The sequence below is a fragment of the Epibacterium sp. ABZ3_068 genome (assembly GCF_056159265.1).
Genome location: NZ_JBSWUV010000001.1, coordinates 821,165 through 842,902 on the forward strand (window position 1 = coordinate 821,165; position 21,738 = coordinate 842,902).

General features: G+C 55.2%; 22 protein-coding genes. 8 read left to right on the plus strand and 14 right to left on the minus strand.

From position 1 onward, the window contains the following. The first annotated feature begins 29 nt into the window (after positions 1 to 29). Positions 30 to 935 carry a LysR family transcriptional regulator gene (locus ACXAEW_RS03780; protein ID WP_474940064.1) on the plus strand — a complete coding sequence of 302 codons (906 nt, stop codon included), beginning with the start codon at positions 30 to 32 and terminating at the stop codon, positions 933 to 935. A 12-nt stretch (positions 936 to 947) separates the two neighbouring features. On the opposite strand, the gene ACXAEW_RS03785 is transcribed toward ACXAEW_RS03780, so the two are convergent. The 3 genes from ACXAEW_RS03785 to ACXAEW_RS03795 form a co-directional block, all read right to left on the minus strand. Beyond that, on the minus strand, positions 948 to 1,862 hold the full coding sequence (locus ACXAEW_RS03785) for an OmpA family protein (protein ID WP_474940065.1): 915 nt from the start codon (positions 1,860 to 1,862) through the stop codon (positions 948 to 950). A gap of 67 nt (positions 1,863 to 1,929) precedes the next feature. After that, the gene (locus tag ACXAEW_RS03790) at positions 1,930 to 2,670 is read right to left on the minus strand and encodes a GNAT family N-acetyltransferase (protein WP_474940066.1); all 741 of its coding nucleotides are present in this window, start codon (positions 2,668 to 2,670) and stop codon (positions 1,930 to 1,932) included. Then, positions 2,667 to 3,389, minus strand: coding sequence for a competence/damage-inducible protein A (locus ACXAEW_RS03795; RefSeq protein ID WP_474940067.1), 723 nt, complete (start codon positions 3,387 to 3,389; stop codon positions 2,667 to 2,669). The genes ACXAEW_RS03790 and ACXAEW_RS03795 overlap by 4 nt, the downstream gene beginning before the upstream one ends. Before the next feature lie 113 nt (positions 3,390 to 3,502). On the opposite strand from ACXAEW_RS03795, the gene sfsA reads away from it, so the two are divergent. Next, entirely contained in the window at positions 3,503 to 4,204 is a 702-nt protein-coding gene (sfsA, locus tag ACXAEW_RS03800) for a DNA/RNA nuclease SfsA (RefSeq protein WP_474940068.1), read from the plus strand. A gap of 79 nt (positions 4,205 to 4,283) precedes the next feature. Further along, positions 4,284 to 5,093: a type I methionyl aminopeptidase gene (gene map / locus ACXAEW_RS03805; protein ID WP_474940069.1), complete on the plus strand. Its 810-nt coding sequence runs from the start codon at positions 4,284 to 4,286 to the stop codon at positions 5,091 to 5,093. Positions 5,094 to 5,180: 87 nt separating this feature from the next. On the opposite strand, the gene ACXAEW_RS03810 is transcribed toward map, so the two are convergent. The 3 genes from ACXAEW_RS03810 to ACXAEW_RS03820 are packed head-to-tail and all read right to left on the minus strand — an operon-like array spanning position 5,181 to position 7,671. Further along, the gene (locus tag ACXAEW_RS03810; RefSeq protein WP_474940070.1) at positions 5,181 to 5,849 is read right to left on the minus strand and encodes an HAD family hydrolase; all 669 of its coding nucleotides are present in this window, start codon (positions 5,847 to 5,849) and stop codon (positions 5,181 to 5,183) included. Between the two features lie 59 nt (positions 5,850 to 5,908). Continuing rightward, positions 5,909 to 6,463 carry a 16S rRNA (guanine(966)-N(2))-methyltransferase RsmD gene (rsmD, locus tag ACXAEW_RS03815; protein ID WP_474940071.1) on the minus strand — a complete coding sequence of 185 codons (555 nt, stop codon included), beginning with the start codon at positions 6,461 to 6,463 and terminating at the stop codon, positions 5,909 to 5,911. Continuing rightward, positions 6,460 to 7,671, minus strand: a complete 1,212-nt coding sequence (locus ACXAEW_RS03820) for an NAD(P)/FAD-dependent oxidoreductase (protein WP_474940072.1) — start codon at positions 7,669 to 7,671, stop codon at positions 6,460 to 6,462. Before ACXAEW_RS03820 ends, rsmD begins: the two co-directional genes overlap by 4 nt. A 95-nt stretch (positions 7,672 to 7,766) precedes the next feature. Here ACXAEW_RS03820 and ACXAEW_RS03825 point away from each other — a divergent pair, with 95 nt between their 5' ends. Continuing rightward, entirely contained in the window at positions 7,767 to 8,255 is a 489-nt protein-coding gene (locus ACXAEW_RS03825) for a redoxin family protein (protein WP_474940073.1), read from the plus strand. A gap of 36 nt (positions 8,256 to 8,291) precedes the next feature. On the opposite strand, the gene ACXAEW_RS03830 is transcribed toward ACXAEW_RS03825, so the two are convergent. The 5 genes from ACXAEW_RS03830 to ACXAEW_RS03850 form a co-directional block, all read right to left on the minus strand. Further along, positions 8,292 to 8,585 carry a 4a-hydroxytetrahydrobiopterin dehydratase gene (locus ACXAEW_RS03830; RefSeq protein WP_474940074.1) on the minus strand — a complete coding sequence of 98 codons (294 nt, stop codon included), beginning with the start codon at positions 8,583 to 8,585 and terminating at the stop codon, positions 8,292 to 8,294. Next, entirely contained in the window at positions 8,582 to 9,769 is a 1,188-nt protein-coding gene (locus tag ACXAEW_RS03835) for a GNAT family N-acetyltransferase (protein WP_474940075.1), read from the minus strand. Before ACXAEW_RS03835 ends, ACXAEW_RS03830 begins: the two co-directional genes overlap by 4 nt. A 184-nt stretch (positions 9,770 to 9,953) precedes the next feature. After that, positions 9,954 to 10,412, minus strand: coding sequence for a RidA family protein (locus ACXAEW_RS03840; protein WP_474940076.1), 459 nt, complete (start codon positions 10,410 to 10,412; stop codon positions 9,954 to 9,956). Positions 10,413 to 10,529: 117 nt separating this feature from the next. Next, positions 10,530 to 11,834, minus strand: coding sequence for an HlyD family type I secretion periplasmic adaptor subunit (locus ACXAEW_RS03845; protein WP_474940077.1), 1,305 nt, complete (start codon positions 11,832 to 11,834; stop codon positions 10,530 to 10,532). After that, on the minus strand, positions 11,831 to 13,588 hold the full coding sequence (locus ACXAEW_RS03850; protein WP_474940078.1) for a type I secretion system permease/ATPase: 1,758 nt from the start codon (positions 13,586 to 13,588) through the stop codon (positions 11,831 to 11,833). Before ACXAEW_RS03850 ends, ACXAEW_RS03845 begins: the two co-directional genes overlap by 4 nt. A 203-nt stretch (positions 13,589 to 13,791) precedes the next feature. Between ACXAEW_RS03850 and ACXAEW_RS03855 the strand changes: the two genes are divergently transcribed. Both ACXAEW_RS03855 and ACXAEW_RS03860 read left to right on the plus strand, forming a co-directional pair. Further along, positions 13,792 to 14,553 carry an MlaA family lipoprotein gene (locus ACXAEW_RS03855; RefSeq protein WP_474940079.1) on the plus strand — a complete coding sequence of 254 codons (762 nt, stop codon included), beginning with the start codon at positions 13,792 to 13,794 and terminating at the stop codon, positions 14,551 to 14,553. Positions 14,554 to 14,556: 3 nt separating this feature from the next. Next, positions 14,557 to 15,144: an MlaC/ttg2D family ABC transporter substrate-binding protein gene (locus ACXAEW_RS03860; protein ID WP_474940080.1), complete on the plus strand. Its 588-nt coding sequence runs from the start codon at positions 14,557 to 14,559 to the stop codon at positions 15,142 to 15,144. Between the two features lie 201 nt (positions 15,145 to 15,345). Here the strand turns inward: ACXAEW_RS03860 and ACXAEW_RS03865 are convergent, their stop codons facing one another. Then, positions 15,346 to 17,538: a transglycosylase domain-containing protein gene (locus ACXAEW_RS03865; protein WP_474940081.1), complete on the minus strand. Its 2,193-nt coding sequence runs from the start codon at positions 17,536 to 17,538 to the stop codon at positions 15,346 to 15,348. 254 nt (positions 17,539 to 17,792) lie between these two features. On the opposite strand from ACXAEW_RS03865, the gene ACXAEW_RS03870 reads away from it, so the two are divergent. Further along, positions 17,793 to 18,131 carry a P-II family nitrogen regulator gene (locus ACXAEW_RS03870; protein WP_153217356.1) on the plus strand — a complete coding sequence of 113 codons (339 nt, stop codon included), beginning with the start codon at positions 17,793 to 17,795 and terminating at the stop codon, positions 18,129 to 18,131. 28 nt (positions 18,132 to 18,159) lie between these two features. After that, a complete protein-coding gene (locus ACXAEW_RS03875) occupies positions 18,160 to 19,491 on the plus strand; it encodes an ammonium transporter (protein ID WP_474940082.1) in 1,332 nt (443 codons plus the stop codon). 125 nt (positions 19,492 to 19,616) lie between these two features. Here the strand turns inward: ACXAEW_RS03875 and ACXAEW_RS03880 are convergent, their stop codons facing one another. Both ACXAEW_RS03880 and sseA read right to left on the minus strand, forming a co-directional pair. After that, positions 19,617 to 20,801, minus strand: coding sequence for an amino acid aminotransferase (locus ACXAEW_RS03880; protein WP_474940083.1), 1,185 nt, complete (start codon positions 20,799 to 20,801; stop codon positions 19,617 to 19,619). Continuing rightward, positions 20,801 to 21,667: a 3-mercaptopyruvate sulfurtransferase gene (gene sseA / locus ACXAEW_RS03885; RefSeq protein WP_474940084.1), complete on the minus strand. Its 867-nt coding sequence runs from the start codon at positions 21,665 to 21,667 to the stop codon at positions 20,801 to 20,803. The genes ACXAEW_RS03880 and sseA overlap by 1 nt, the downstream gene beginning before the upstream one ends. Positions 21,668 to 21,738 lie beyond the last annotated feature (71 nt).

Below are 21,738 nucleotides of genomic sequence, written 5' to 3' on the forward strand. Positions count from 1 at the left end.
TTGCACAGGAATGTTAAAGGAGACGAATGATGGATCGGCTGACCGAAATGGAAGCCTTTGCCAATGTAGTAGACCAAGGCGGGTTTACCGATGCAGCCAAGAAAATGGGCATCTCTAAATCTGCGGTCTCCAAGCATGTCTCCAGTCTGGAGGCTCGGCTGGGCGCTCGCCTCCTGAACCGTACAACACGACGGGTATCTCCCACTGAAATCGGCCTGGCCTATTATGATCGCGCAAGACGTGTCCTGAATGACGCAGGTGAAGCTGATGCACTGGTGACCTCCATGCAATCTGCGCCATCAGGCCTGCTGAGGATCTCAGTCGCGACCGACTTTGGCGTAAACCACCTGTCTCCTGTGCTGTCTGAATTCCTGCGTGATTTCCCCGATATCACCGTCAACATGGTCCTTAACAACCGTTACGTGGAGTTGATTTCGGAAGGGTTCGATATGGCGGTCCGCATTGGAGAGCTGGAAGACAGCTCGCTGCGCGCCCGCAAATTGGCAGAAACCTCCAAACGCATGATCGCCTCCCCCGCCTATCTGGAAGAGTTCGGGCGTCCGCAGAAAATTGATGATCTGAACAATCACAAGCTGCTCCATTATTCAAACCAGTCCAGCGGCAGTGTCTGGCGCCTGACGGCACCGTCAGGTGAAAAGCGCCAAGTGCGCACCAGCGGCTGGCTCTCGGTCAACGACGGGCAATCCCTGTTAACGGCAGCGATCTCTGGTCTTGGCATCGCATATCTGCCCAGTTACCTATACGCGGACGCAATGTCCGAAGGGCTGGTGGAAGATGTCATGCCGGGTCTTCCGGTCGAAACCCAAGGTATCTACGCGGTCTACCCTCCAGGCAAGTTCACCCAGCCCAAAGTGCGCGCCTTTATCGACTTCTTGGCGCATGCCTTTGCGAACAAAGACCCTGCGGTCTGGTAAATAACTCCACTCTCACTCTGACGGCAGCAGAACCACTTCGACGCGGCGGTTGATCTCTCGACCTGCCGCGTCTTCGTTTGAGACGAGGGGCGACATAAATCCGGCACCAACTGCATCCAAACGGCTGAGCGCGACACCATAGACATCACTCAGCTGGGTGCGCACAGCTTCAGCCCGGGCAAAGGACACGGAGACATTGCTCTGCAGACTGCCAACTGTGTCTGTATGACCAACCAAGAGCACGCGCCGTGCCGGGTTTGCCGTCAAAAAATCAGCAAGATCAGAGAGGCTCTGATACCTCTCCTGGGCAAGCGCGGTGGAACCAGACTGAAAATCCAGCCCATCCAGAGCGACATGACCATCCCGCATAAGCCTGTCGGCAAGATCCGGTTCACCCTGACGATCTGACGTTTCCAATTCCGATTGGCCACGCCGAGTATCCCCGTCTGGCCGTTCCACGGTGACAACATTAGGGCGCTCGCGTCCCACCTCGACAAGCTGAATATAGTTCTCACGCCCGAACCGAGACACGAGCAAAGTAATAAAGCTCTCATCGGGCCCGCGGGCTGAAAGGAAAAGATAGTCACCGATATCGACGGCCATATCCGGTGCGGGAACAACGTCAATTGCGAACCGAAAGTCAAAGCCGCCACATTCCACATCATGGCACTGAAACAGGACCCCGTAGCCTTGTTCCACGATCTGGCTGCGCAATGGATCGAACACCTGCAAGGTGGTCTGCCCGCTGCTCACACGCCAGGTCCGGCGTATCACCTGGCCTTCGGTCAAAGCCATAGAAACCCGGCCATCACTCCATGGTCCAAGGGGAACACTATAGCGCGCCAACGGCATGTCACGCATGGTCAATTCTTGCGATCCCAATGGGAGGGTCAGGTCCTGAGCTTTGGCATCGGTACCAAACCACACCGCGCAAATCATAACAGGGCAAAGAAGGGCCGTTAAAAAGCGAAACATGTGCAGATGCCTATCAAAATCAATTCGCGTCTTTCAATTCGCGATAATGGTATTGACCGACTATCTGCAAGCCAAGACGGTCATAAAGCGCGTTGGCCGCGAGGTTGGCTTTGGTAACGACGACAGAGAATTCTTGTGCCCGATTGCGGAGCGCCCACTGCGCCGCATGATGCATAACCCATTTGGCCAGGCCTTTGCGCCGGTGTTCTGCCCTGACTTCCAGCGCATGCAACATCGCAACTCCGTCATGAATACTCACAAAGGCGGTTGCAGCAGGCTGCTCGTCGATACGGCCGAAAATTGCGGTTTTCGGTTCTTTTACCCGCTCCATCACGGCCAGACGTGGCGCATTGACGCCGCCCTCCTCCCAGATGTCTTTCTGGATGGCTAGCGGTGGCCAAATGTTAAACGTCATGACCCGCGGTATGACAATATCTGCAAGATCAGCGGTGGCGCAGCTGCGGATGTTAACAGGATCCTTGATTCGAAATCCCAGATCAGCAAGGGCGCTATCCAGTTCTTCCTGACCATCCCGTACCATAAACAAAGGCAGTTGCCCCATCGACCGCATTTCAACGACGGCGCGTTCGAGATCCGCCAATTCAAAAGCACCATCGACAGTTGCTGAGGATACCCGGCTGCCGCCTCCGCGACCTTCGCGCAACACGACCGGTCCAAGCCTCTGTTTGGAAGCAGCAGGCCAAGTGGCTTCGACCACATCATATAGAAACGGGTCAGCTTGCGGGATCGGGTTGCTCATAATTCAAGCCCCGCAATCAATGTGTTCAAAGCATCTTCGATCCGGGCACCATCAGTGCCCCGAAGAACAATATTCGCACCAAAAGCTCCGTTCTGCTGAAACGGATAACATCCAATCGAAATATCCGAAAATTTCTCGGCGACCTGACTCAGGACCTCGGCTATATCCCCTTCGCCGCGATCGACACGTAAGGTTTGCGACAGAAGCGGCGCGCCACCGGCGATGGTAGCCAGAACACTGGCGACCATGGCTTGAAACACCGACGGCACTCCGGCCATGACGTGCACATTTTGAATTGTAAAACCTGGCGCTGCCGAGACTGGATTGTCGATCAAAGCAGCACCGTCCGGAATGCGCGCCATGCGCAGGCGAGCGGCGTTTAATTCCTTCCCTGTCTCGCGGTAATGCGCCGCAAGAATCTCCTTTGCATCCTCCCGCACGTCAATATGCGCACCAAAAGCCCGGGCGATACAATCAGCCGTAATATCATCGTGGGTTGGACCGATCCCACCACTGGTAAAAACGTGATCGTAATTGCCTGACAACGCGGTAACGGCGGTTACGATGGCCTGTGCATCATCGCTGACAACCCGCACTTCCTTGAGATCGATTCCGTGATTGGTCAGTTCACCGGCCAAGTAGAACATATTTGCATCCCGCGTGCGGCCGGACAGGATTTCATCACCAATGACCAGCATTGCGGCAGTGGGATTCGTCATTCTCATCTCTCCTGATAGTTACCCTCAAAGATAGAGGCACAGCCAGCTAGGGCAAGACACCGTAACCGTTTCTGGCGAGTTGACATCGCCTCTATGTGCGATAGGAAAATTACATGGATTTCAGCACACCCCTCGTCCCAGCCGTATTGATCAAACGCTACAAGCGATTTCTGGCAGACTGTCGGCTGGAAGACGGGCGCGAGGTTACCGCGCATTGCGCCAATCCAGGCTCAATGATGGGGCTGGCTGCCCCTGGAATGAAGGTGTGGTTAGAGCCCAATGACGATCCGAAAAAAAAGCTGAAATATGGCTGGCGCTTGGTGGAACACGAAGGCAACCATTTCACCGGTGTGGATACATCGGTCCCGAACAGAGCCTTGCGCGCTGCGCTGGAAGCGCGGCAGGTGGCGGAACTGGCCGACTACACCACTGTGCGTCCAGAAGTGAAATACGGTGAAAAAAGCCGCATTGATTTCCTGTTAAGCGCACACGGTTTGCCGGATTGCTATGTCGAAGTAAAAAGCGTCACCCTGTCCCGCCAAACCGGCCTTGCGGAGTTTCCGGACAGTGTCACCGCCCGTGGCACAAAACACCTGGGAGAGCTGACGCAAATGGTTCAAAATGGGCACCGCGCGGTTATGCTATATCTGGTGCAGCGCACAGATTGTGATCGCTTTGCATTGGCCGAAGACATTGACCCTGCATATGCGGCGGCTTTTGCGCAAGCCAAAGAAGCCGGGGTCGAGCATTTCGTTTACGGCACCCGCATTACTCCTGAACGCATCGTCTTGGACAGGGGAATTGACTCAACCTGAAGCCTTGGACGCGGCCCCTCTGGTCCTTTTTCCCAAAACCTCTTAAATACGGGCCAACAGGCAAGCATTGGAGCCCTTGATGAGATCGAAAGACGGCCGCACGACCAAAGATGGCATCCGCATTTATCAGGACGCGGATTTTGCTGGAATGCATGCCGCAGGTAAACTTGCGGCGCAAATTTTGGATGACATCGCGCAGCACGTCTTCCCTGGTCAAACCACTGGCGAAATCGACCGCCTCATCACCGATATGGTCGAAGCCTCCGATGCGACGTCTGCTACGATTGGCTACAAAGGATACCAACATGCCAGCTGCATCAGCGTAAATCACGTTGTGTGTCACGGTATTCCCGGTGACAAAAAGTTGAAGGATGGAGACATCATGAACATTGATGTCACCGTCATCTTGGACGGTTGGTTTGGTGACACAAGCCGCATGTATGTTGCAGGCAAGCTGCCACGCAAAGCTGAGCGCCTGATCCAGGTCACACATGACTCACTTATGAAAGGGATCGAGGCGGCAAAACCCGGCAATACCTTTGGTGATATCGGCCATGCCATTCAATCCTATGCGGAGAGCCACCGGATGAGCGTTGTGCGCGACTTCTGCGGCCACGGCCTGGGACAGGTTTTTCACGCCCCGCCAAATGTTCTGCACTATGGTCGCCCGGGCACCGGCCCGGTTCTGGAAGAGGGCATGTTCTTTACAATTGAACCGATGATCAACCTTGGCCGTCCTGAAACCAAGGTTTTGGCTGATGAGTGGACAGCCGTGACGCGGGACAAATCCCTGTCAGCGCAGTTTGAACATTCGATTGGTGTGACAGCAAGCGGGTTTGAGATTTTTACACTGTCACCGGGCGGAAAATTTCATCCGACTTACGAGTGATTTCCAGAAAGGGAGAAGGGGCTCTGCCCCTCTTGGACTTACGGCCAATTCACCCCGAAGTATTTGTGAAAAGATGAAAGCCCGATATCAGGCTTCCAGCCCAATCAAAGCTGGCATCTGCTTCATGTCGGTGAAGAGTTCGGCGTTGTGTTTCGCCAGACGCGCGCCCGAGCCATGCGGAACAAAACCGAGGCATCGCATACCGGCGCGGGCGGCGGCCAAAGCTCCGCTTTCGCTGTCCTCGACCACCAGACAATCCCGTGCCTGCACGTCAAAATGGCTGGCGGCAGCCAGAAACAAACCGGGGTCGGGCTTTGCCACGCCCAGGGAATAAGCAGAGAACATTGCGTGTGGGTGAAAGGTGTTCCAAAGATCATTCTGGCCTAGGGTAATTTTCATCTTGGCCTCGCTGCCATTGGAGGCGACGCAAAACGGGATGGCTTCGGCGGCAAGTCGCTCCAACAGAATTGGAATGCCCGGCACCAGATGTACGCCCCGCTCTAGCCGCGCGTACATCTCAGCGTAAACTTCATCAATCCAAGCGTCCGGCAAATCAGCGCCCATGGCACGTGATTTACTCATGACACTGGCCATTGTGCCGCCGACGAAATGATCCATGGATTGTTCAACCGTCATTGAAAGCCCGTAACGCTTTAGGCTGGCAACCATCACCTCGTTTGTGACCCGCTCACTGTCGACCAGTACACCGTCGCAATCAAAGATCACCAGTTTAGGTCTGGGAGAGGTGACTGGCATGGGGAGACTCCTTGAACTCAGGGATTTGCTCTATCGGGTCAACGTGACAAATGGATGTCCTAGGGTTCATACCACAGGAGCGTAATATGCGTGTCGCCATATTTGCGGCTGTTCTCGAGCGTAAATCCCGCAGGGGCCTGCATCGGGGCGTTTTCTTCCCAGACAATCAGCGCGTCCCGGGCGATCCAGCCTTGGGCAACCGCATTTGCAAGCGCCTTTTCACCAAGTGCTTTGCCATATGGGGGATCCAGGAAGATCAGATCAAAAGGCGCATCCTTGTGTTCGCCCAGTTTCAGAACATCGCGCCGGATCAGGCGTGTGGTCTCAGCTGCCCGACAGATCTCGATATTCTTGCGGATAAGGCTGTTTGACGTGCGCCCATCGTCCACAAAGGTGACGTGACCTGCCCCGCGCGACAAAGCCTCAAGCCCCAGTGCGCCCGTACCGGCAAACAGATCAAGAACACGCGCGCCCGCAATGGCTCCGGTGTGGGTAAGGACGCTAAAGAGGCTTTCGCGCACACGGTCTGTGGTGGGGCGCAGATGTGCGCCCGCGTCCCCTTTGCCCACAGCAGCCAGGGCGCGGCCGCGGAAGTCGCCTGCGATGATCCTCATGCTTTCAACAGTGGTTTCAGGTCGGCTTCCGGGTCAGAAACCACTGCTGGATCAGCAGTTTTGCCCGCATCAATCAGCCGTTTTGCCACCATATAGGCCCGCGGGTCATTCATGGCATCCGCGGCAACCAATTGGTCGCCTTTGTAATACCAAAAAGACGCCTGCGCACCCGCACCTTGGCGTGTCACGACCTGATCAAAGCCAGTGTTCAGCCCGGCAATCTGCAGTTTGACGTCATATTGGTCTGACCAGAACCAGGGCTGCGCGACATAGGTCTTGCCCGCGCCCAGCATATTCTGCGCGACGACTTCGGCCTGGTCGATGGCATTGGGCACGCTTTCAAGGCGGATGCGGTGCCCTTGAAACGGAAAAGAGGCGCAATCACCTGCGGCCCATATCGATGGGTCGGAGGTTCTGCCCTGAGCATCAGTCTTTATCCCATTGTCGATTTCCAGACCTGCTGCATCGGCAAGGTCGATGGAGGGTGTGATCCCAACGCCAACAACAACAAAATCCAGGTCCAGGGTGCTGCCGTCGCTCAATTCAGCGCCCGAAACACGCCCATCCTCGCCCAAAAGGCGCGTTAAGCCGATGCCTTCGCGGATTTCGACGCCATGCTCCTGATGCAGCGCGCGAAAATAATCAGAGGTTTCGGCGGCAGCAACCCGTTGAAGAATACGTTCAGCCATCTCTACTAGAACAACCGAAACACCGCGTTTTGCACAAACCGCCGCTGCTTCCAGCCCGATATAGCCACCACCGACAATCAGGGCGCGTTTGCCGGGTGTGATCTCAGAGGCCATACCGTCCACATCTGCCAGATCGCGCACCACGTGAACACCCGCAAGATCACCGCCAATGGCGGGCGGAAGGCGACGCGGGTTGGAGCCGGTGGTCAAAGCCAACTGATCATAAGACAGGACTTCTCCACCGGCAGTGAGCGTTTTGGCAGACGGGTCAATTGCCGAGACATAAGTGTTCAGCTTGAGGGAAATATTGTTTTCTTCGTAAAAACTCTGCGGGCGGAGGTAGAGGCGTTCTTTTTCCATCTCGCCCAAAAGATAGGCTTTGGAGAGCGGCGGACGCTGATAGGGCAGTGCTCCCTCTGCGCCGATCAAGGTGATGTCACCGTCAAATCCTTCCTTGCGCAGTTTTGCAACCAATGATGCGCCGGCCTGCCCGGCTCCTATTACCACGAAATGGCCCATTAGTTGCTTGCCTCCTCTGTACATTCTGGTCACGGTCTTGTGGGAACCTATATTCCGAGTGCCCGGAAACGCAAACGCTAGAAGAGGAACGCGCGATGATTTCTGTTGGAGACCAACTTCCCGACGCCCATTTAACCCGCATGGGTGCAGAGGGCCCAGAACAGGTTGCAGTAAGCTCCCTGACAAAAGGGCGCACAGTGGTGATATTCGCCGTGCCCGGCGCATTCACCCCCACCTGCCATTCAGCACATGTCCCCAGTTTCATGCGCACAAAGGACCAGTTTACGGCCAGAGGTGTGGACGAGATCATATGCGTTTCTGCCAATGATCCCTTTGTGATGCAGGCCTGGGGAGAGGCAACCGGCGCCAATGCAGCAGGCCTGACCTTGCTGGGCGACGCAGATAGCAGCTTCACGGATGCGATCGGCATGCGCTTTGACGCCCCGCCAGCCGGTCTGATCGGGCGGTCCAAACGCTATGCCATGCTTGTCGAGGACAACACGGTAAAAGTATTGAATCTCGAAGAAAACCCCGGCCAATGCGAAATCTCCGCAGGAGAAGGCCTATTGGACGCCATGGGCTGATCCACCAGAAAACTCTGGGGCGTGGGAAACCGCGCCCTAGACAAGCATATCCATTTTACGTGCAAGCTTGGCATCCAGTGCACTGATCCCGTCCACATCATGGGTTGTTAAAACAACTTCAACCCTATTGTAGACATTGGACCATTCCGGATGGTGGTTCCACTTCTCAGCCCAAATCGCGACCTTGGTCATCCAGCCAAAGGCTTCGACAAAAGACGAAAAGGAAAACGTCTTGGCAATGGCATCCCTGCCATCGACCATGGACCAACCAGCCTGAAACAGCGGATCAAGTAACGGGCCACGGGTGGCCTCGGACAGTTTTTCGCTCATTCTTGTTCCTCCACATCGGCTTTGCGGAATGGGCCATAGTCTGTCAGCACTTCGATCTCCTCTTCGATCGCAGCCCGTTCGGCCACCAGGTACCGTTCGACCGCATCAGAAAATCCCGGATCACGCATCCAATGCAGGCTGTGTGTCAGTGTCGGCAAGTAGCCACGAGCAAGCTTGTGGTCTCCCTGTGCGCCGGCCTCGACCCGCTTCATCCTTTCAGCAATCGCCAGATCAATGGCCTGATAATAGCACAATTCAAAATGCAGGCATGGGTGGTGTTCAATACAGCCCCAATATCGGCCAAAAAGCGTCTCGCGCCCCATGAAATTCAGCGCGCCGGCGACATAGCGACCATCCCGCTCCGCAAGTACTAAAGCCATGTCGTCGGCCATCGTCTCATGCGCGATGTCGAAAAATGCACGGCTCAGATAGGGCGACCCCCATTTGCGCGCGCCAGTGTCCTGATAGAACATCCAGAACGCATCCCAATGTCGCGGTTCAAGCTCGTCGCCACTGAAACAATGAATGCTCCCCCCGAAGTCCTGCGCCTGTTTGCGCTCTTTTCGGATATTTTTCCGTTTTCGTGACGACAGAGTTGCCAGGAAGGCATCAAAATCAGCATAACCGTCGTTTAGCCAATGGTACTGTTGTCCGTTACGCACCAACAGTTTCATGTCTTCGCCAATGGCACGCTCGACTTCGGTGCAAAACGTAATGTGAAGCGATGAAAGCTGATTGTTGTCGGCAAGTTGCACAGCCCCCTGCACCAACGCAGAATGCCCTAACCCTTCAAATCCGGGTCTCACCAGAAGCCGCCGCCCTGTCGCTGGGGTAAAGGGCACGGCGATCTGCAATTTCGGGTAATACCGCCCGCCGGCATTCTCATAGGCATGCGCCCAGTTGTGATCAAAGACGTATTCACCCTGGCTGTGCCCTTTTGCATAAAGCGGGGCACAGGCGATCAATGCGCCTTCGTGATAAGCCGTCAGGTATTGCGGCTGCCAACCAGTTCCCGGCCCAACCGATCCGCTTTTCTCCAAGGCGCTTAAAAACCTGTGAGTTGTAAAGGGATCGAGTGGTCGTCCGCCATCTTTGCTCTCTGGGCAGGCACAGGCATCCCAATCTTGTTCGCTGATTTGGTCAATGCTGGCCAAGACCTGGATTTCGATTGCCGATCCGTCCATTGCCATCCCCTGCGCGACCTTTTTCTTACTCAAATACTATCTGGGATGGCACAAGCAGGGTTCAACCGCTGATCAAAGTCGAAACAGGAATGCATATCACATTCCCGACAGATCCTATTGAGAGCTCCCTTTGATTGGGCGCTCTTGATGTTCGTATTTCATTTCAACTTTGGGAAATTCTGCATCACTTGATCTGAAATACAGCGTCGATTTCAACGGCCACACCCAATGGCAAAGAGGGAGAGGAAACCGCAGAGCGTGCATGACGTCCCTTGTCCCCCAACAGCTCAACCAACAGGTCGGAAGCACCGTTCACCACTTGTGGCTGCTCCGTAAAATCCGGCGTAGAGTTTACAAAGGCTCCCAGCTTCACAACGCGTTCCAAGCGATCCAAATCGCCCCCACACGCGGCCTTGAGCTGCGCCAAAAGCGACAAAGCGCAACGTTGTGCAGCCGCCTGACCGGCAGCCACATCGAGATCTTCGCCGAGTTTACCCGTGATCAACCCACTTTCATCGGCGGAAATTTGTCCCGAAACATAAACCATGTCGCCCGCAATCACATAGGGAACGTAGTTGGCCGCAGGCGCTGGCGCATCCGGCAAAGTTAGGCCCAGCTCAGCCAGTTTTCCATCAATGCTCATTAGTGAAGTCCTCTACTGAATTTGCGCACACAGTATCCATCGTTCACAGAGAGGAAAAGAAGAAAGGGGAGTGCGCTAGCCCCCCCTTTTCAAAATGCCCATGGATCGTTTCCGCGCCTATGTCTCGCGGAATGCACGTACAAAATAATCCGCCAGGGGTTTGACCAAATAAGTCAACGGTGACCGGTCTTTGGTACGTATGTAGCTTTCTACGGGCATGCCGGGGATCAGAACGGCGGTTTCTGGCAGCCGCTCTTGTTCACCGTCGTTCAAACGAATTTCCGCCCGGTAATAGGAAACACGCGAAGTTTCATCCTCGAACGCGTCCGCGGACACTTGGGTCACCGTGCCAAAAAGCTCCGGTGTCTCCCGTTGGTCCAAAGCGGAAAACCGCAGAGTCACGGTTTGCCCGACAAAGATCTGATCAATATCCGTCGGTGCAACCTGCGCAGCAATCACAAGTGGACGATCCTGAGGCACGAGATACAAAACGGGGTCCGCCGGGCGAATAACCGACCGCGGTGTGTGGACTTCCAAACCGTACACAATACCCGAAACAGGCGCAGTAATATCCAGACGCTGCAAACGCTCAATCAAGGAGCGCCGGTTTTCTGCCAGTTCAACCTCTTGGAACCGAAGGTCGCGCAGGCGTGTAATCGCCTCTTCGCGCTGCTGGGTGCCAAGTTTGAGGATCTCGATATCAAGTTCCGTAATACGCCCCCGTGCCTGAGCTTCCGAGGCGATCAACTCGCCCAGACGTCCTTCAAGATCCGCTTGCGTTCGACGTAAGTTCAAGACTGTACCGGCTTGGGCCAAGCCCCGTTCCAAAAGGGATTGTTGGTTTGTGAGCTCTTTATCAATGAGCTCCAACTGGACGCGCATGGACTGCTGCTGAGCCTGAACCCCAATGATTTGTTCGTCGATTTGATTGCGACGCTTTTCAAGTTGGTCGATTTCGCGCGCAGTGCTGTCCTTGCGCGCCGTAAACAAACGTTCTTGCCCCCGAAGGAAATCAATAACATCCGGGTTTTGGTCGGCCATCTCGATAAGCAGCGGATCAAATGTGATTGCTTCTGCACTATCACGTTCCGCTTCCAACCGACCACGGCGGGCAAGCACCTCAAACAATTGGCCTTCTATGATCGCAAGCTGAGAACTCAGTTCACTTGCGTCGAGTTTGATCAAAGTGGCACCAAGCGCCACGGTGTCGCCCTCGTCCACAAGAATTTCAGACACAACACCGCCGTCGATATGCTGCACAACCTGCCGGTTTCGGTCGACCTCGATCCGGCCTGAAGCAATAACTGCCCCAGCCAGCGTTGCCTTAACCGCCCAGGTACCAAAGCCACCAACCAGCACTGCCAATCCAATGAAACCAATCATCAACGGGCGGCGGGCTGACCATTTTTGTTCGATACTCATGCGGCGCCCCCGGTCTTGGCCTGGCCTTGCGGCGCTCGCGTTGCGGCCGCTTGGATCTTCTTGTGGTTCGAAACCATCTCAGCAAGCACTTTGTCTTTTGGACCAAATGCAGCCTGTGAACCATTCTCGATAACAAGCAACATATCGCATTCCTGGATCGCTGCAGGGCGGTGAGCCATAATCAGAACGGATCGCCCTTCCTCTTTCATCTGGCGGATCGCTGCATTAAGGGCATTCGACCCCTCATTGTCGAGGTTGGAGTTTGGTTCGTCCAAAATGACAATTGCCGGATCACCATAAAGAGCCCGTGCCAATCCAACACGTTGCATCTGTCCCCCTGAGAGACGACCGCCGCCAGCATGAACCGGCGTGTCATAGCCCCCAGGAAGTTTCAGGATCATTTCATGCGCTGCAGCCTTCTTGGCGGAAGAAACCACCAGTTTTGCATCAGGTGTCTCGGCCAGCCGAGCAATATTCTGGCTAACACTCCCCTCAAACAGCTGCACCTTCTGCGGCAGATAGCCAATATGCTGCCCCAGTACGCCGGGCGCATACTGGTCCAAGGAAGCCCCATCCAGACGTACGGATCCAGCCGCTGGTCGCCATGCTCCGGTCAACGCGCGTGCCAATGTGGATTTCCCGGAGCCGGACGGACCAATCACGCCAATTGCCTGTCCCGGTTCGACCTTGAAAGTCACATTTCGCAGCGTCGGTGATTTTTCCCCCGGCGCGACTACGGCCAGACCTTTGACATCAAGACGCGCCTTGGGTTTGGGTAATTCCGTCCGTTCACGCTCTTCCGGGACCTTACCCAATAGTTCGGCCAGATTTGACCAGCCCTTGAATGCACGTTGCACCATCGACCATTGACCCAGCCCCATTTCAATGGGGGCAAGCGCTCGCCCCATCAGGATGGAGCCCGCGATCATGGCTCCCGGTGTCATGTCGCCGTTCAAAACCAAATATGCGCCAAGTCCCAGCATTGCTGACTGAAGGAACAAACGCAGGGTCTTGGTCAAAACGGTAAAACCGCCACCTGTGTCGTTTGCAACAACTGTATCGGACAGCGCAGAATCGCGAGCCACCTTCCAACGTTGAAAGGCCGCGGTGCGCATCCCCATGGATTGGATCATCTCCGACTCCTTTCTGATTTCCTCAGAAAGAAGGTTGGCCTTGTGGCCAGAAGCGCTGGCCTGCCCCAATGGTTTCTTGGAGAAGATCTGATTCATTATCGCGATCCCCACAAGAACGAGCCCGCCACCAAGGGCAAGCAATCCCAAATAAGGGTGGAACAACGCTATGCCTGCGAGGAAAAGCGGCGTCCAAGGCAAGTCGAAAGCAGCCCCCAAAACGGGCGACGACATCAACCGCTGGATCGCTTCAAGGTCTTGAAGACCGGTTTGCGCCACCGGATCATTTCCAACTGCGGACTTTCGCACCATTGCATCAAAGACACGCCGATCCAGCGCCGCCTGGAAACGTGCGCCGACCCGGGCGAGAATCCGCCCACGTGCGTAGTCCAGCAACCCCATCATTCCATACAGGAAGATCACGAGTATAGAGAGAGCGACCAGCGTCGCCTCAGACCGGCTGCCCAGCACCCGGTCATAGACTTGCATCATATAAAGCGGGCCAGTGAGCATCAGTAAGTTCACGAAAAAACTGAACAAACCGACAGTCCAATACAGGTGCCTGCTTTGTCTACGAACTGCGCGCAGCTCATTAATTCCGTCTTGTGTAGTATTTTTTTGCATGTTCGGAGTGCTGAAACTAATTTTGAGACATATATGCGCCTTGATAGCTCATACGTACAGGGTTTCTTTTACGCTGTTCCAAATGTGCCACAAAATGATAAACAGCCATTTTAGCCCCCTGGGACACCAGGAAAATAACTGTATGTGAACAAAGCGGATTACCTGAACCTGCGTTTGACTAGCCGATATGAGAAACTGGTAACATGAAAATGAAGATGCGCGCGATCCTCCCTGTCCTCACACTGACAGCGGTCATTTTGGTGTCTGCCTGCGCGAAACCGTCAGGCCAGCAGATCGCTGAGGGCACGATTGTGGACCCTCATGAGAAACGCAATCGCGCAGTTCACGAATTCAACCGCGGTGTCGACCGTTTCGCATTCCGACCTGCGGCAAAGGGCTATGTCGCCATCGTTCCAGAGGATATGGTTACCAGCTTTGGTTTTTTTGCTGAAAACCTGTCGATGCCAGGCCAGGCTGTAAACTCCCTTCTGCAGGGCAACTTCAAACAGGCCGGAATCGCGCTGTCGCGTTTTGCAATCAACTCGGTCCTCGGCATCGGTGGCCTTGGGGATCCGGCTTCTGATTTCAATATACCGCGTGTGGATACGGACTTTGGCGAAACTCTGCACGTCTGGGGCGTTGGCGAAGGCTCCTATGTAGAGCTACCGTTCTTTGGCCCATCTACGGCCCGTGACGCCAGCGGCCTCGTCGTCGACTTCTTTACCAACCCGATTGGCTACGCCAAGAACAATCCCGCCGATAACATAGACGTCTATGCCGAGATCGTGCGTCGCCTTGGGGATCGTGGCACATACTCAGATACAGTAGATTCGATTCTGTACGAAAGCGCCGACAGCTATGCTCAGGCACGTCTGATTTACCTCCAGAACCGCCGGTTCGAGTTGGGACAGGCCTCCGAAAATGCAGAGATTGATCCGTTTGAATTGAGCACGGAAGGATTTTAAGTCATGAACCGTCGGAATTTCCTGCTTGCGCTTGGCGCAAGCGTCGCAATCGCGCCAAACGCTTCGTGGGCGCTGGACAATGCTGGTGCGAGCCGTCTGATCGACTCGCTTGTTGGCGATATCAACCGCGTGATCGAATCCGGTAAAGGCGAAACCGCCATGTTCCGCGAATTCGAGCGGATTTTTTCAAAATACAGCGACACCTCCTATATTGCGGCCTATGCAATGGGTGTTGAGGCACGCCGGGCATCTGCAAGCCAAAAGAAGGCATTCTCCAAGGCCTTCCAAGGTTACATCGCCCGCAAATATGGCCGCCGCTTTCGTGAATTCATTGGCGGGCGCCTTGAGGTTACAGGCGTCAAGAAGGTCAAAAAATGGTACGAGGTGGACACTGTTGCCTATCTGAAAGGTCAGTCCCCCTTCAAAGTAACCTTCCAAGTGTCAGATCGGTCGGGCAAGGACCGTTTCTTCAATATGTATATCGAGGGTGTAAACCTCCTTCTGACCGAACGGACAGAAATTGGCGCGATCATCGACAGAAATGGCGGCGACATCGACAAGACAATCGCCGAACTGAAGAAAATAGGTTAACCATTTCCCAGATAAAAAAGACTAAAGGCCCCACATTGGGGCCTTTCTTGTGTCTGCAAATGGGTCACTGCCATACCTTTTCATCCGTCCCGTCTAGGCTTACTCTGGCCAGAGGAGAACAACTTGGCGCGTGCAATATCGCCTATAACAACAGCTACATAAGAGATCATGCTTAACCCTGCTGTTGTACTCCTCTTCCCCCTAGTTTCCAAAAATCCCTCGCAAAACATTGTCGATCGCACCACCAAGCCCCTGCCCGTTTTGCGGGTTGCGCTGCTGTTGCGGCTCGTGACGGACTTCGGGCACTTGCAATTGTGGCGGCGCGCGCATCGGAAGCGGTTTGGGCTGCAGACCCTCGTGAACCCGCACCATTGTCTCATGCCAGATTTCCGCAGGTAGCCCGCCCCCGGTGACGCCCGTCAAAGGCGTGTTGTCGTCATAACCCATCCAAACACCTGCAACATAATCGGCCGTAAAGCCGATGAACCAGGCATCGCGAGCTGCCTGGGTCGTGCCAGACTTACCCGCGGCTTGCCATCCCGGCAGTTGTGCACGCTGTCCGGTGCCGTTGGTAATGACCTTTTCCATCATCCAGACCAGCTGCTGCGCGGCTTCGTTCCGAATAACACGTTCACCAATACCACTGTCATTGCGCAACAAGGGTTCTTGATCTTGCGAGAGCTGTAATTCGACCAAACCATAGGGGGCAACGGAGGACCCGCCGTTCAAAATGCCCGCATAGGCGCCGGTCATTTCCAGCAGGCTGCTTTCAGAGGCCCCCAATGCAAGGGCGGGGCCATCGGCCAGATTGCTCTCTATACCGAAATCATCGGCAACGCGTCGCACGAGGTCGCGGCCGACCGCTTCAGAAATCTTTACGGCAGGAACATTCAAAGAATCCTTCAAGGCCCGTGTCAGTGTCACCTCGCCATAAAACCGATTGGTGTAGTTCTTGGGGCACCACTGTCCCGACCCTGGGATATTCAGGCAGTATTCGGCGTCCAAAACCACATCATAGGGAGAGTAGCCAAGTTCAAGAGCCGTGGCATAGACAAAAGGTTTAAAGGCTGACCCCGTTTGCCGTTTCGCTTGTGTCGCGCGGTTGAACACGCCGGACACACGTGTTTGACGCCCCCCAACCATAGCACGCACAGCGCCATCAGCACTCATCACCACAATTGCGGCCTGTGCCTTGGAACCTTGGCGCACCTTATTCTCAAAAACATAATCCAACGCATCTTCCGCAGCTTTTTGTAACCGCTGATCCAAAGTTGTGCGCAGCACGACGTCTTCTGTCGTGTCCTGCCCCAGAAAATCTGGAATTGTTTCCATCACCCAATCGGCAAAATATCCACCGGCACGGGCCTGTGCCGCCTTGGACAAGGTTGCCGGATTGTCTTGCCCGGCACGAGCTTCTGCCGTTGTCAAATACCCCTGTTCCTCCATCAAACGCAGAACAGTGGCTGCGCGATCCTGCGACCGCTGCAGATTATTGGTCGGCGCCAGGGTGCTTGGCGCTGTCAGAAGCCCCGCAAGCATCGCCGCTTCGGCGGCACTAACCTGACTTGCGGATTTTCCGAAGTAACGTTGCGCGGCGGCCTCTGCCCCATACGCGCCACCACCTAAATATGCGCGGTTCATATAGATAGATAGGATCTCGTCCTTGCTGTACTTTGCTTCCATTGCGAGAGCAAAGATCGCTTCCTTGGCTTTGCGGCCCAAGGAACTACGACGGCAATCTGCTTCATAGGCTGCTTCGCTCTTCCAATCCTGCGGGTCATACGCCACCCCCAGACACAGCAATTTGGCGGTTTGCTGGGTGATGGTTGAACCACCATGACCTGACAGCGGACCGCGCCCCTCGCGCAGGTTGATCCGAATAGCAGAGGCCACGCCGCGCGGGCTCAGGCCAAAGTGGCGATAGAAACGCTTGTCTTCTGTCGCAACAAAAGCGTTCTTGAGATGGGGAGAGACCGTATCGGTTGTTACAATCCCGCCGAACTGATCACCACGCCAGGCAAAGACCTCGCCATTGCGGTCCAACATCGTAACAGACCCCTGCGCGCGCCCATCCACCAAAGCGCGGAAATCCGGCAAGGTGAGATAGATATTTGCAACGGCAATTCCCAAAAGGATTGCGGCCGTCAGACCAATGCGCCAGCTTAACCCCCAGATCATTCCGATGATCCGTCCCAAAACCCAGCGCAGCCAGCCGAAAAGGCCACGCCTGCGCGGAGGTTTCGCCTTGGGGCGTTTACGTCTACGTCCAAAAACGACGCTTAGAAGACTTTTTCCGTCAGCTTTAGCTTTACGCGGCTTCCGAGTCTGTTTTCTGCGGGAGGTGTCATACCTTTTGTCCGCAACCAGTGGCTTACGCCCCGTTTTTCGTACCATGCCTATATCCTGCCCGGTTTGCCCGTTTTACCAACATTACCAAGCGCATTCTGCTTTGTTGAGGGGCAGTTTATTAGTAAATCCCCTTCTCTTTCTGCTTTGTTTTTGAGCAATGCGCAGATTTTGAGCAATTTTTTTCATCGCGGCCGCTCGATGAGCATCTGTTTGCCGCGCCCTGCGTTTCATCGACTCGTCACAATCGCTTTGCTGCCATTGCGAATGAACGGGCGCAATGCCCGAGAAAGGGTGTTGAGATGAAAATGATCATTGCAGCCATCAAGCCCTTCAAGCTGGAGGAGGTCCGCGAAGCGCTGACCCAAATCGGCGTGTCGGGACTGATGGTGACAGAAATCAAGGGCTTTGGTGCGCAAGCAGGGCACACCGAAATCTATCGTGGAGCCGAATACGAAGTGAACTTCGTTCCCAAGGTCAAACTTGAGATCGTCGTTCCAGAGGCGCAGGCGGACCAAGTGGTGGAAACCATCACGCAGACTGCCCGCACCGGAAAAATCGGCGATGGCAAGATCTTTGTGCTCGATGTGGCACAAGCCGTACGCGTGCGTACCGGCGAAACCAACCACGAGGCGCTCTAAAGCGTCCACAGGGAAGGAAATTACGGACATGAAAAAATTCACTCTCCCGCTGGCTGCGGCGGCACTGGTTGCCCTGCCCGGTCTGGCATTGGCCGACGATCCGGTTCCGGGTGTAAACCCGTCGACCGACTCGGTCTTCATCCTGAACTCACTGCTATTCCTGATCGGTGGCTTCCTTGTTTTCTGGATGGCTGCCGGCTTTGCGATGCTCGAAGCAGGTTTGGTACGCGCCAAAAACGTCACCATGCAGCTGACCAAGAACATGGCGCTGTTCTCGCTAGCCGCAATCTTCTACTGGCTGATCGGCTATAACCTGATGTATCCGCTGGGCACATGGTCCATTGAAGGCGTTCTGTCTGGCGTATGGGGCCCAGGCGTTCTGGAGGCTGTTGGTGTTGGCGCAGATGGCGTTGATGACTATTCCTATGCTTCAACCGGCTCTGACTTCTTCTTCCAGCTGATGTTCTGCGCGGCAACCGCATCGATCGTATCCGGCACCCTGGCCGAGCGTATCAAACTGTGGCCTTTCCTGCTCTTCACCATCGTTTTGACCTCCGTAATCTACCCGCTGCAAGCGTCGTGGAAATGGGGCGGCGGCTTCCTGGATGCGATGGGCTTCCAAGATTTTGCTGGCTCCACCGTTGTACACTCTGTTGGTGGCTGGGCGGCTCTGACCGGCGCAATCATCCTGGGTCCGCGTATCGGCAAGTACAAAGACGGCAAGACCATCCCGATGCCTGGCTCCAACCTGGCTCTGGCCACCCTGGGGACGTTCATCCTGTGGATGGGCTGGTTCGGCTTTAACGGCGGTTCGCAGCTGGCAATGGGTTCGATCGGTGACGTTGCTGACATCTCCCGTATCTTTGCAAACACGAACGCAGCCGCAGCAGGTGGCGCAGTTGCAGCACTGGTTCTGACTCAGGTCATGTTCAAGAAACCTGACCTGACCATGATCCTGAACGGCGCGCTTGCTGGCCTGGTTTCCATCACCGCCGAACCGCTGGAACCGTCTCTTGGTCTGGCGACCTTGATCGGTATGGTCGGTGGTGTCATCGTTGTCTTCGCAGTTCCGTTCCTGGACAAACTGAAAATCGACGACGTTGTTGGTGCAATCCCGGTTCACCTGATTGCCGGTATCTTCGGCACACTGATTGTACCGCTGTCCAATGGTGACGCGACCTTTGGTGTTCAGCTTTACTCCATCGTCGTTGTCGGCATCTTCACCGTTGTCACCTCCGGTGTGATGTGGCTGATCCTCAAAGCGGTCTTTGGCATCCGCGTATCCGAGGAAGACGAAGTCAATGGTCTGGACATGGCTGAACTGGGCATGGAAGCCTACCCTGAGTTCTCGCCAAGCTAAACCTCAGACACGTATCACATACAGGAAAGCCCCGGCGCGCGCCGGGGCTTTTTTCTATTGATGACTACAAAGAAAAACCGCTGGGCCAGGGCGCAGCGGCTTCAGTAATGCTGGTTAGACTAAGTTCAGACGCCTGCGTCGACAATCGCTTTGGCCAGGATCGGCACTGTCTGGCTGTTCAGGCCTGCAATATTCATGCGGCTGTCACCAACCATATAGATCCCGTCGTCTGCGCGCATTTTCTCCACCAGATCAGGCGTTGTCCCAAGCAGAGAGAACATGCCACGGTGCTGCGCAATAAAGCCAAACCGGTCGGATCCCGTCAAACGTTGCAGCTCATCCGCAAGTTGCTGACGCAGACCCAACATGCCCAGCCGGACGTCTTCGAGCTCTGCAGCCCAATCAGCACGCAAAGCATCGTCGTTCATGATTGTCGTTACAATCCGAGCACCATGATCCGGTGGGAAGGAATAGTTCTGACGATTCAAAAACGCCAATGTACCCTGGTTCAGCCCCTGTGCGCTGGCGTCCTGAGAGACGGCCATCAACAAGCCGGTTCGCTCACGGTAGATACCAAAATTCTTGGAGCAGCTGGCCGCGATCAAACACTCCGGTACCGACGATGCGACCAGGCGCACCCCTTGGGCATCTTCTTCAAGACCATCGCCAAAGCCCTGGTAGGCAATGTCCACCATCGGAACCAGCCCCTGCTCATTGATCAGATCCACCACGGTCTGCCATTGGGTCAGGTTCAGGTTTGCACCGGTCGGGTTGTGGCAACAGCCATGCAGCAATACAACATCGCCCGTTTTTGCACCCTTGAGATCTTCGATCATACCGTCAAAGTCTACACCCCGGGTCTCTCGATCAAAGTACCGGTAGGTCACGGTTTCAATGCCGAGGTAATTCAGAATCGAAATATGGTTCGGCCATGTTGGATCGGATACAAACACACGCGCATCGGGATTTGCATTGCGGATCAATTCAAACGCTTGACGTACGGCGCCGGTGCCACCCGGAGTCGCGGCTGCCGCAATCTTTTCCCGTGACACGGCTTGCCCCAGAATCAGATCAATCATCACGTCCGCATAGGCCGGATCACCCGCAAGTCCCACATAGGATTTGCTTTCCTGAGTTTCCCAGATCTTTTGCTCTGCTGCCTTAACAGCACGCATCACCGGGGTCACGCCTTCAGCGTTCTTGTAGACACCAACGCCCAGATCTACTTTGGACGTGCGCGGATCCTCGCGGAATTGTTGCATCAGCGCCAGAATCTTGTCTGCAGGCTGCGCTTTAAGTTTCTCAAACATCAGTTCTCTCCAGTCGCGATCGGCAGGGTCGGGAAAGCGCCCCATTCCACCCAAGAGCCGTCATAAAGCGAATAATCAGTTTTCCCCATCCGCTCCATCGCTAGGCACAAAATGGCAGCGGTCACACCCGAACCACAAGTCGTTATCGCTGGCTTTGCCAAGTCGACCCCGGCACTTTCGAATGTTTCGCGAAGCCCAGCGCTGTCTTTCATCGTGCCATCAGCCTTCAGAACAGAGCCAAAGGGTACGTTTTTCGCACCGGGAATGTGACCTGCGCGAAGACCTTCACGAGGCTCAGGCGCATCACCCCGGAAACGCGCGGCCGCACGCGCATCAATAATTTCATGATCGCGCAGCTTGGACGCAGAAGACACCTGTGTCGCATCACGCACCAGGTGGTTCTGAAAACGTACGGTCATATGGCGGTCCCGGATCACCGGCGGCAAATCTTCTAAGGGGCGGCCTTCGGCCTGCCACTTTGGCAAACCACCGTCCAAGACAGCCACGTTGGTCTGGCCCATCAAACGGAACAGCCACCATACACGCGCAGCAGAGAACAACCCTTGCCAGTCATAAATAACAACTTGATGCCCGTCGCCGACTCCCAAGGCGCGCAGGCGGGACATGAATTTATCAACCGGAGGCGCCATATGCGGGAGGTCCGAACGATGATCTGAGATCTCATCAATGTCAAAGAAACGTGCGCCGGGAATATGCCCTGTGGCAAACGCTTCCTTTGCGACTTCTGCCATCTCCGGCCCACTCCCCACGGGCGGGATAGACGCATCGAGGATCCGCAGGTCCGGATCCTTCAGATGTGCTGCCAACCAATCGGTCGAAACAAGGGTCTTTGGATCGTCCGTCATACATGCCTCCCGGAGAAAAACCTGAAAGCATGGGTACTACCCCCCTTGACCCTGTGCAAGCCGGGCCAAAG

Bases quoted from the DNA above. Each gene is read 5' to 3' on its own strand.
- ACXAEW_RS03780 (WP_474940064.1), top strand. From the start codon at position 30: ATGGATCGGCTGACCGAAATGGAAGCCTTTGCCAATGTAGTAGACCAA.
- ACXAEW_RS03790 (WP_474940066.1), bottom strand. From the start codon at position 2,670: ATGAGCAACCCGATCCCGCAAGCTGACCCGTTTCTATATGATGTGGTC.
- ACXAEW_RS03795 (WP_474940067.1), bottom strand. From the start codon at position 3,389: ATGACGAATCCCACTGCCGCAATGCTGGTCATTGGTGATGAAATCCTG.
- sfsA (WP_474940068.1), top strand. From the start codon at position 3,503: ATGGATTTCAGCACACCCCTCGTCCCAGCCGTATTGATCAAACGCTAC.
- map (WP_474940069.1), top strand. From the start codon at position 4,284: ATGAGATCGAAAGACGGCCGCACGACCAAAGATGGCATCCGCATTTAT.
- ACXAEW_RS03810 (WP_474940070.1), bottom strand. From the start codon at position 5,849: ATGCCAGTCACCTCTCCCAGACCTAAACTGGTGATCTTTGATTGCGAC.
- rsmD (WP_474940071.1), bottom strand. From the start codon at position 6,463: ATGAGGATCATCGCAGGCGACTTCCGCGGCCGCGCCCTGGCTGCTGTG.
- ACXAEW_RS03820 (WP_474940072.1), bottom strand. From the start codon at position 7,671: ATGGGCCATTTCGTGGTAATAGGAGCCGGGCAGGCCGGCGCATCATTG.
- ACXAEW_RS03825 (WP_474940073.1), top strand. From the start codon at position 7,767: ATGATTTCTGTTGGAGACCAACTTCCCGACGCCCATTTAACCCGCATG.
- ACXAEW_RS03830 (WP_474940074.1), bottom strand. From the start codon at position 8,585: ATGAGCGAAAAACTGTCCGAGGCCACCCGTGGCCCGTTACTTGATCCG.
- ACXAEW_RS03835 (WP_474940075.1), bottom strand. From the start codon at position 9,769: ATGGACGGATCGGCAATCGAAATCCAGGTCTTGGCCAGCATTGACCAA.
- ACXAEW_RS03840 (WP_474940076.1), bottom strand. From the start codon at position 10,412: ATGAGCATTGATGGAAAACTGGCTGAGCTGGGCCTAACTTTGCCGGAT.
- ACXAEW_RS03845 (WP_474940077.1), bottom strand. From the start codon at position 11,834: ATGAGTATCGAACAAAAATGGTCAGCCCGCCGCCCGTTGATGATTGGT.
- ACXAEW_RS03850 (WP_474940078.1), bottom strand. From the start codon at position 13,588: ATGCAAAAAAATACTACACAAGACGGAATTAATGAGCTGCGCGCAGTT.
- ACXAEW_RS03855 (WP_474940079.1), top strand. From the start codon at position 13,792: ATGAAAATGAAGATGCGCGCGATCCTCCCTGTCCTCACACTGACAGCG.
- ACXAEW_RS03860 (WP_474940080.1), top strand. From the start codon at position 14,557: ATGAACCGTCGGAATTTCCTGCTTGCGCTTGGCGCAAGCGTCGCAATC.
- ACXAEW_RS03865 (WP_474940081.1), bottom strand. From the start codon at position 17,538: ATGGTACGAAAAACGGGGCGTAAGCCACTGGTTGCGGACAAAAGGTAT.
- ACXAEW_RS03870 (WP_153217356.1), top strand. From the start codon at position 17,793: ATGAAAATGATCATTGCAGCCATCAAGCCCTTCAAGCTGGAGGAGGTC.
- ACXAEW_RS03875 (WP_474940082.1), top strand. From the start codon at position 18,160: ATGAAAAAATTCACTCTCCCGCTGGCTGCGGCGGCACTGGTTGCCCTG.
- ACXAEW_RS03880 (WP_474940083.1), bottom strand. From the start codon at position 20,801: ATGTTTGAGAAACTTAAAGCGCAGCCTGCAGACAAGATTCTGGCGCTG.
- sseA (WP_474940084.1), bottom strand. From the start codon at position 21,667: ATGACGGACGATCCAAAGACCCTTGTTTCGACCGATTGGTTGGCAGCA.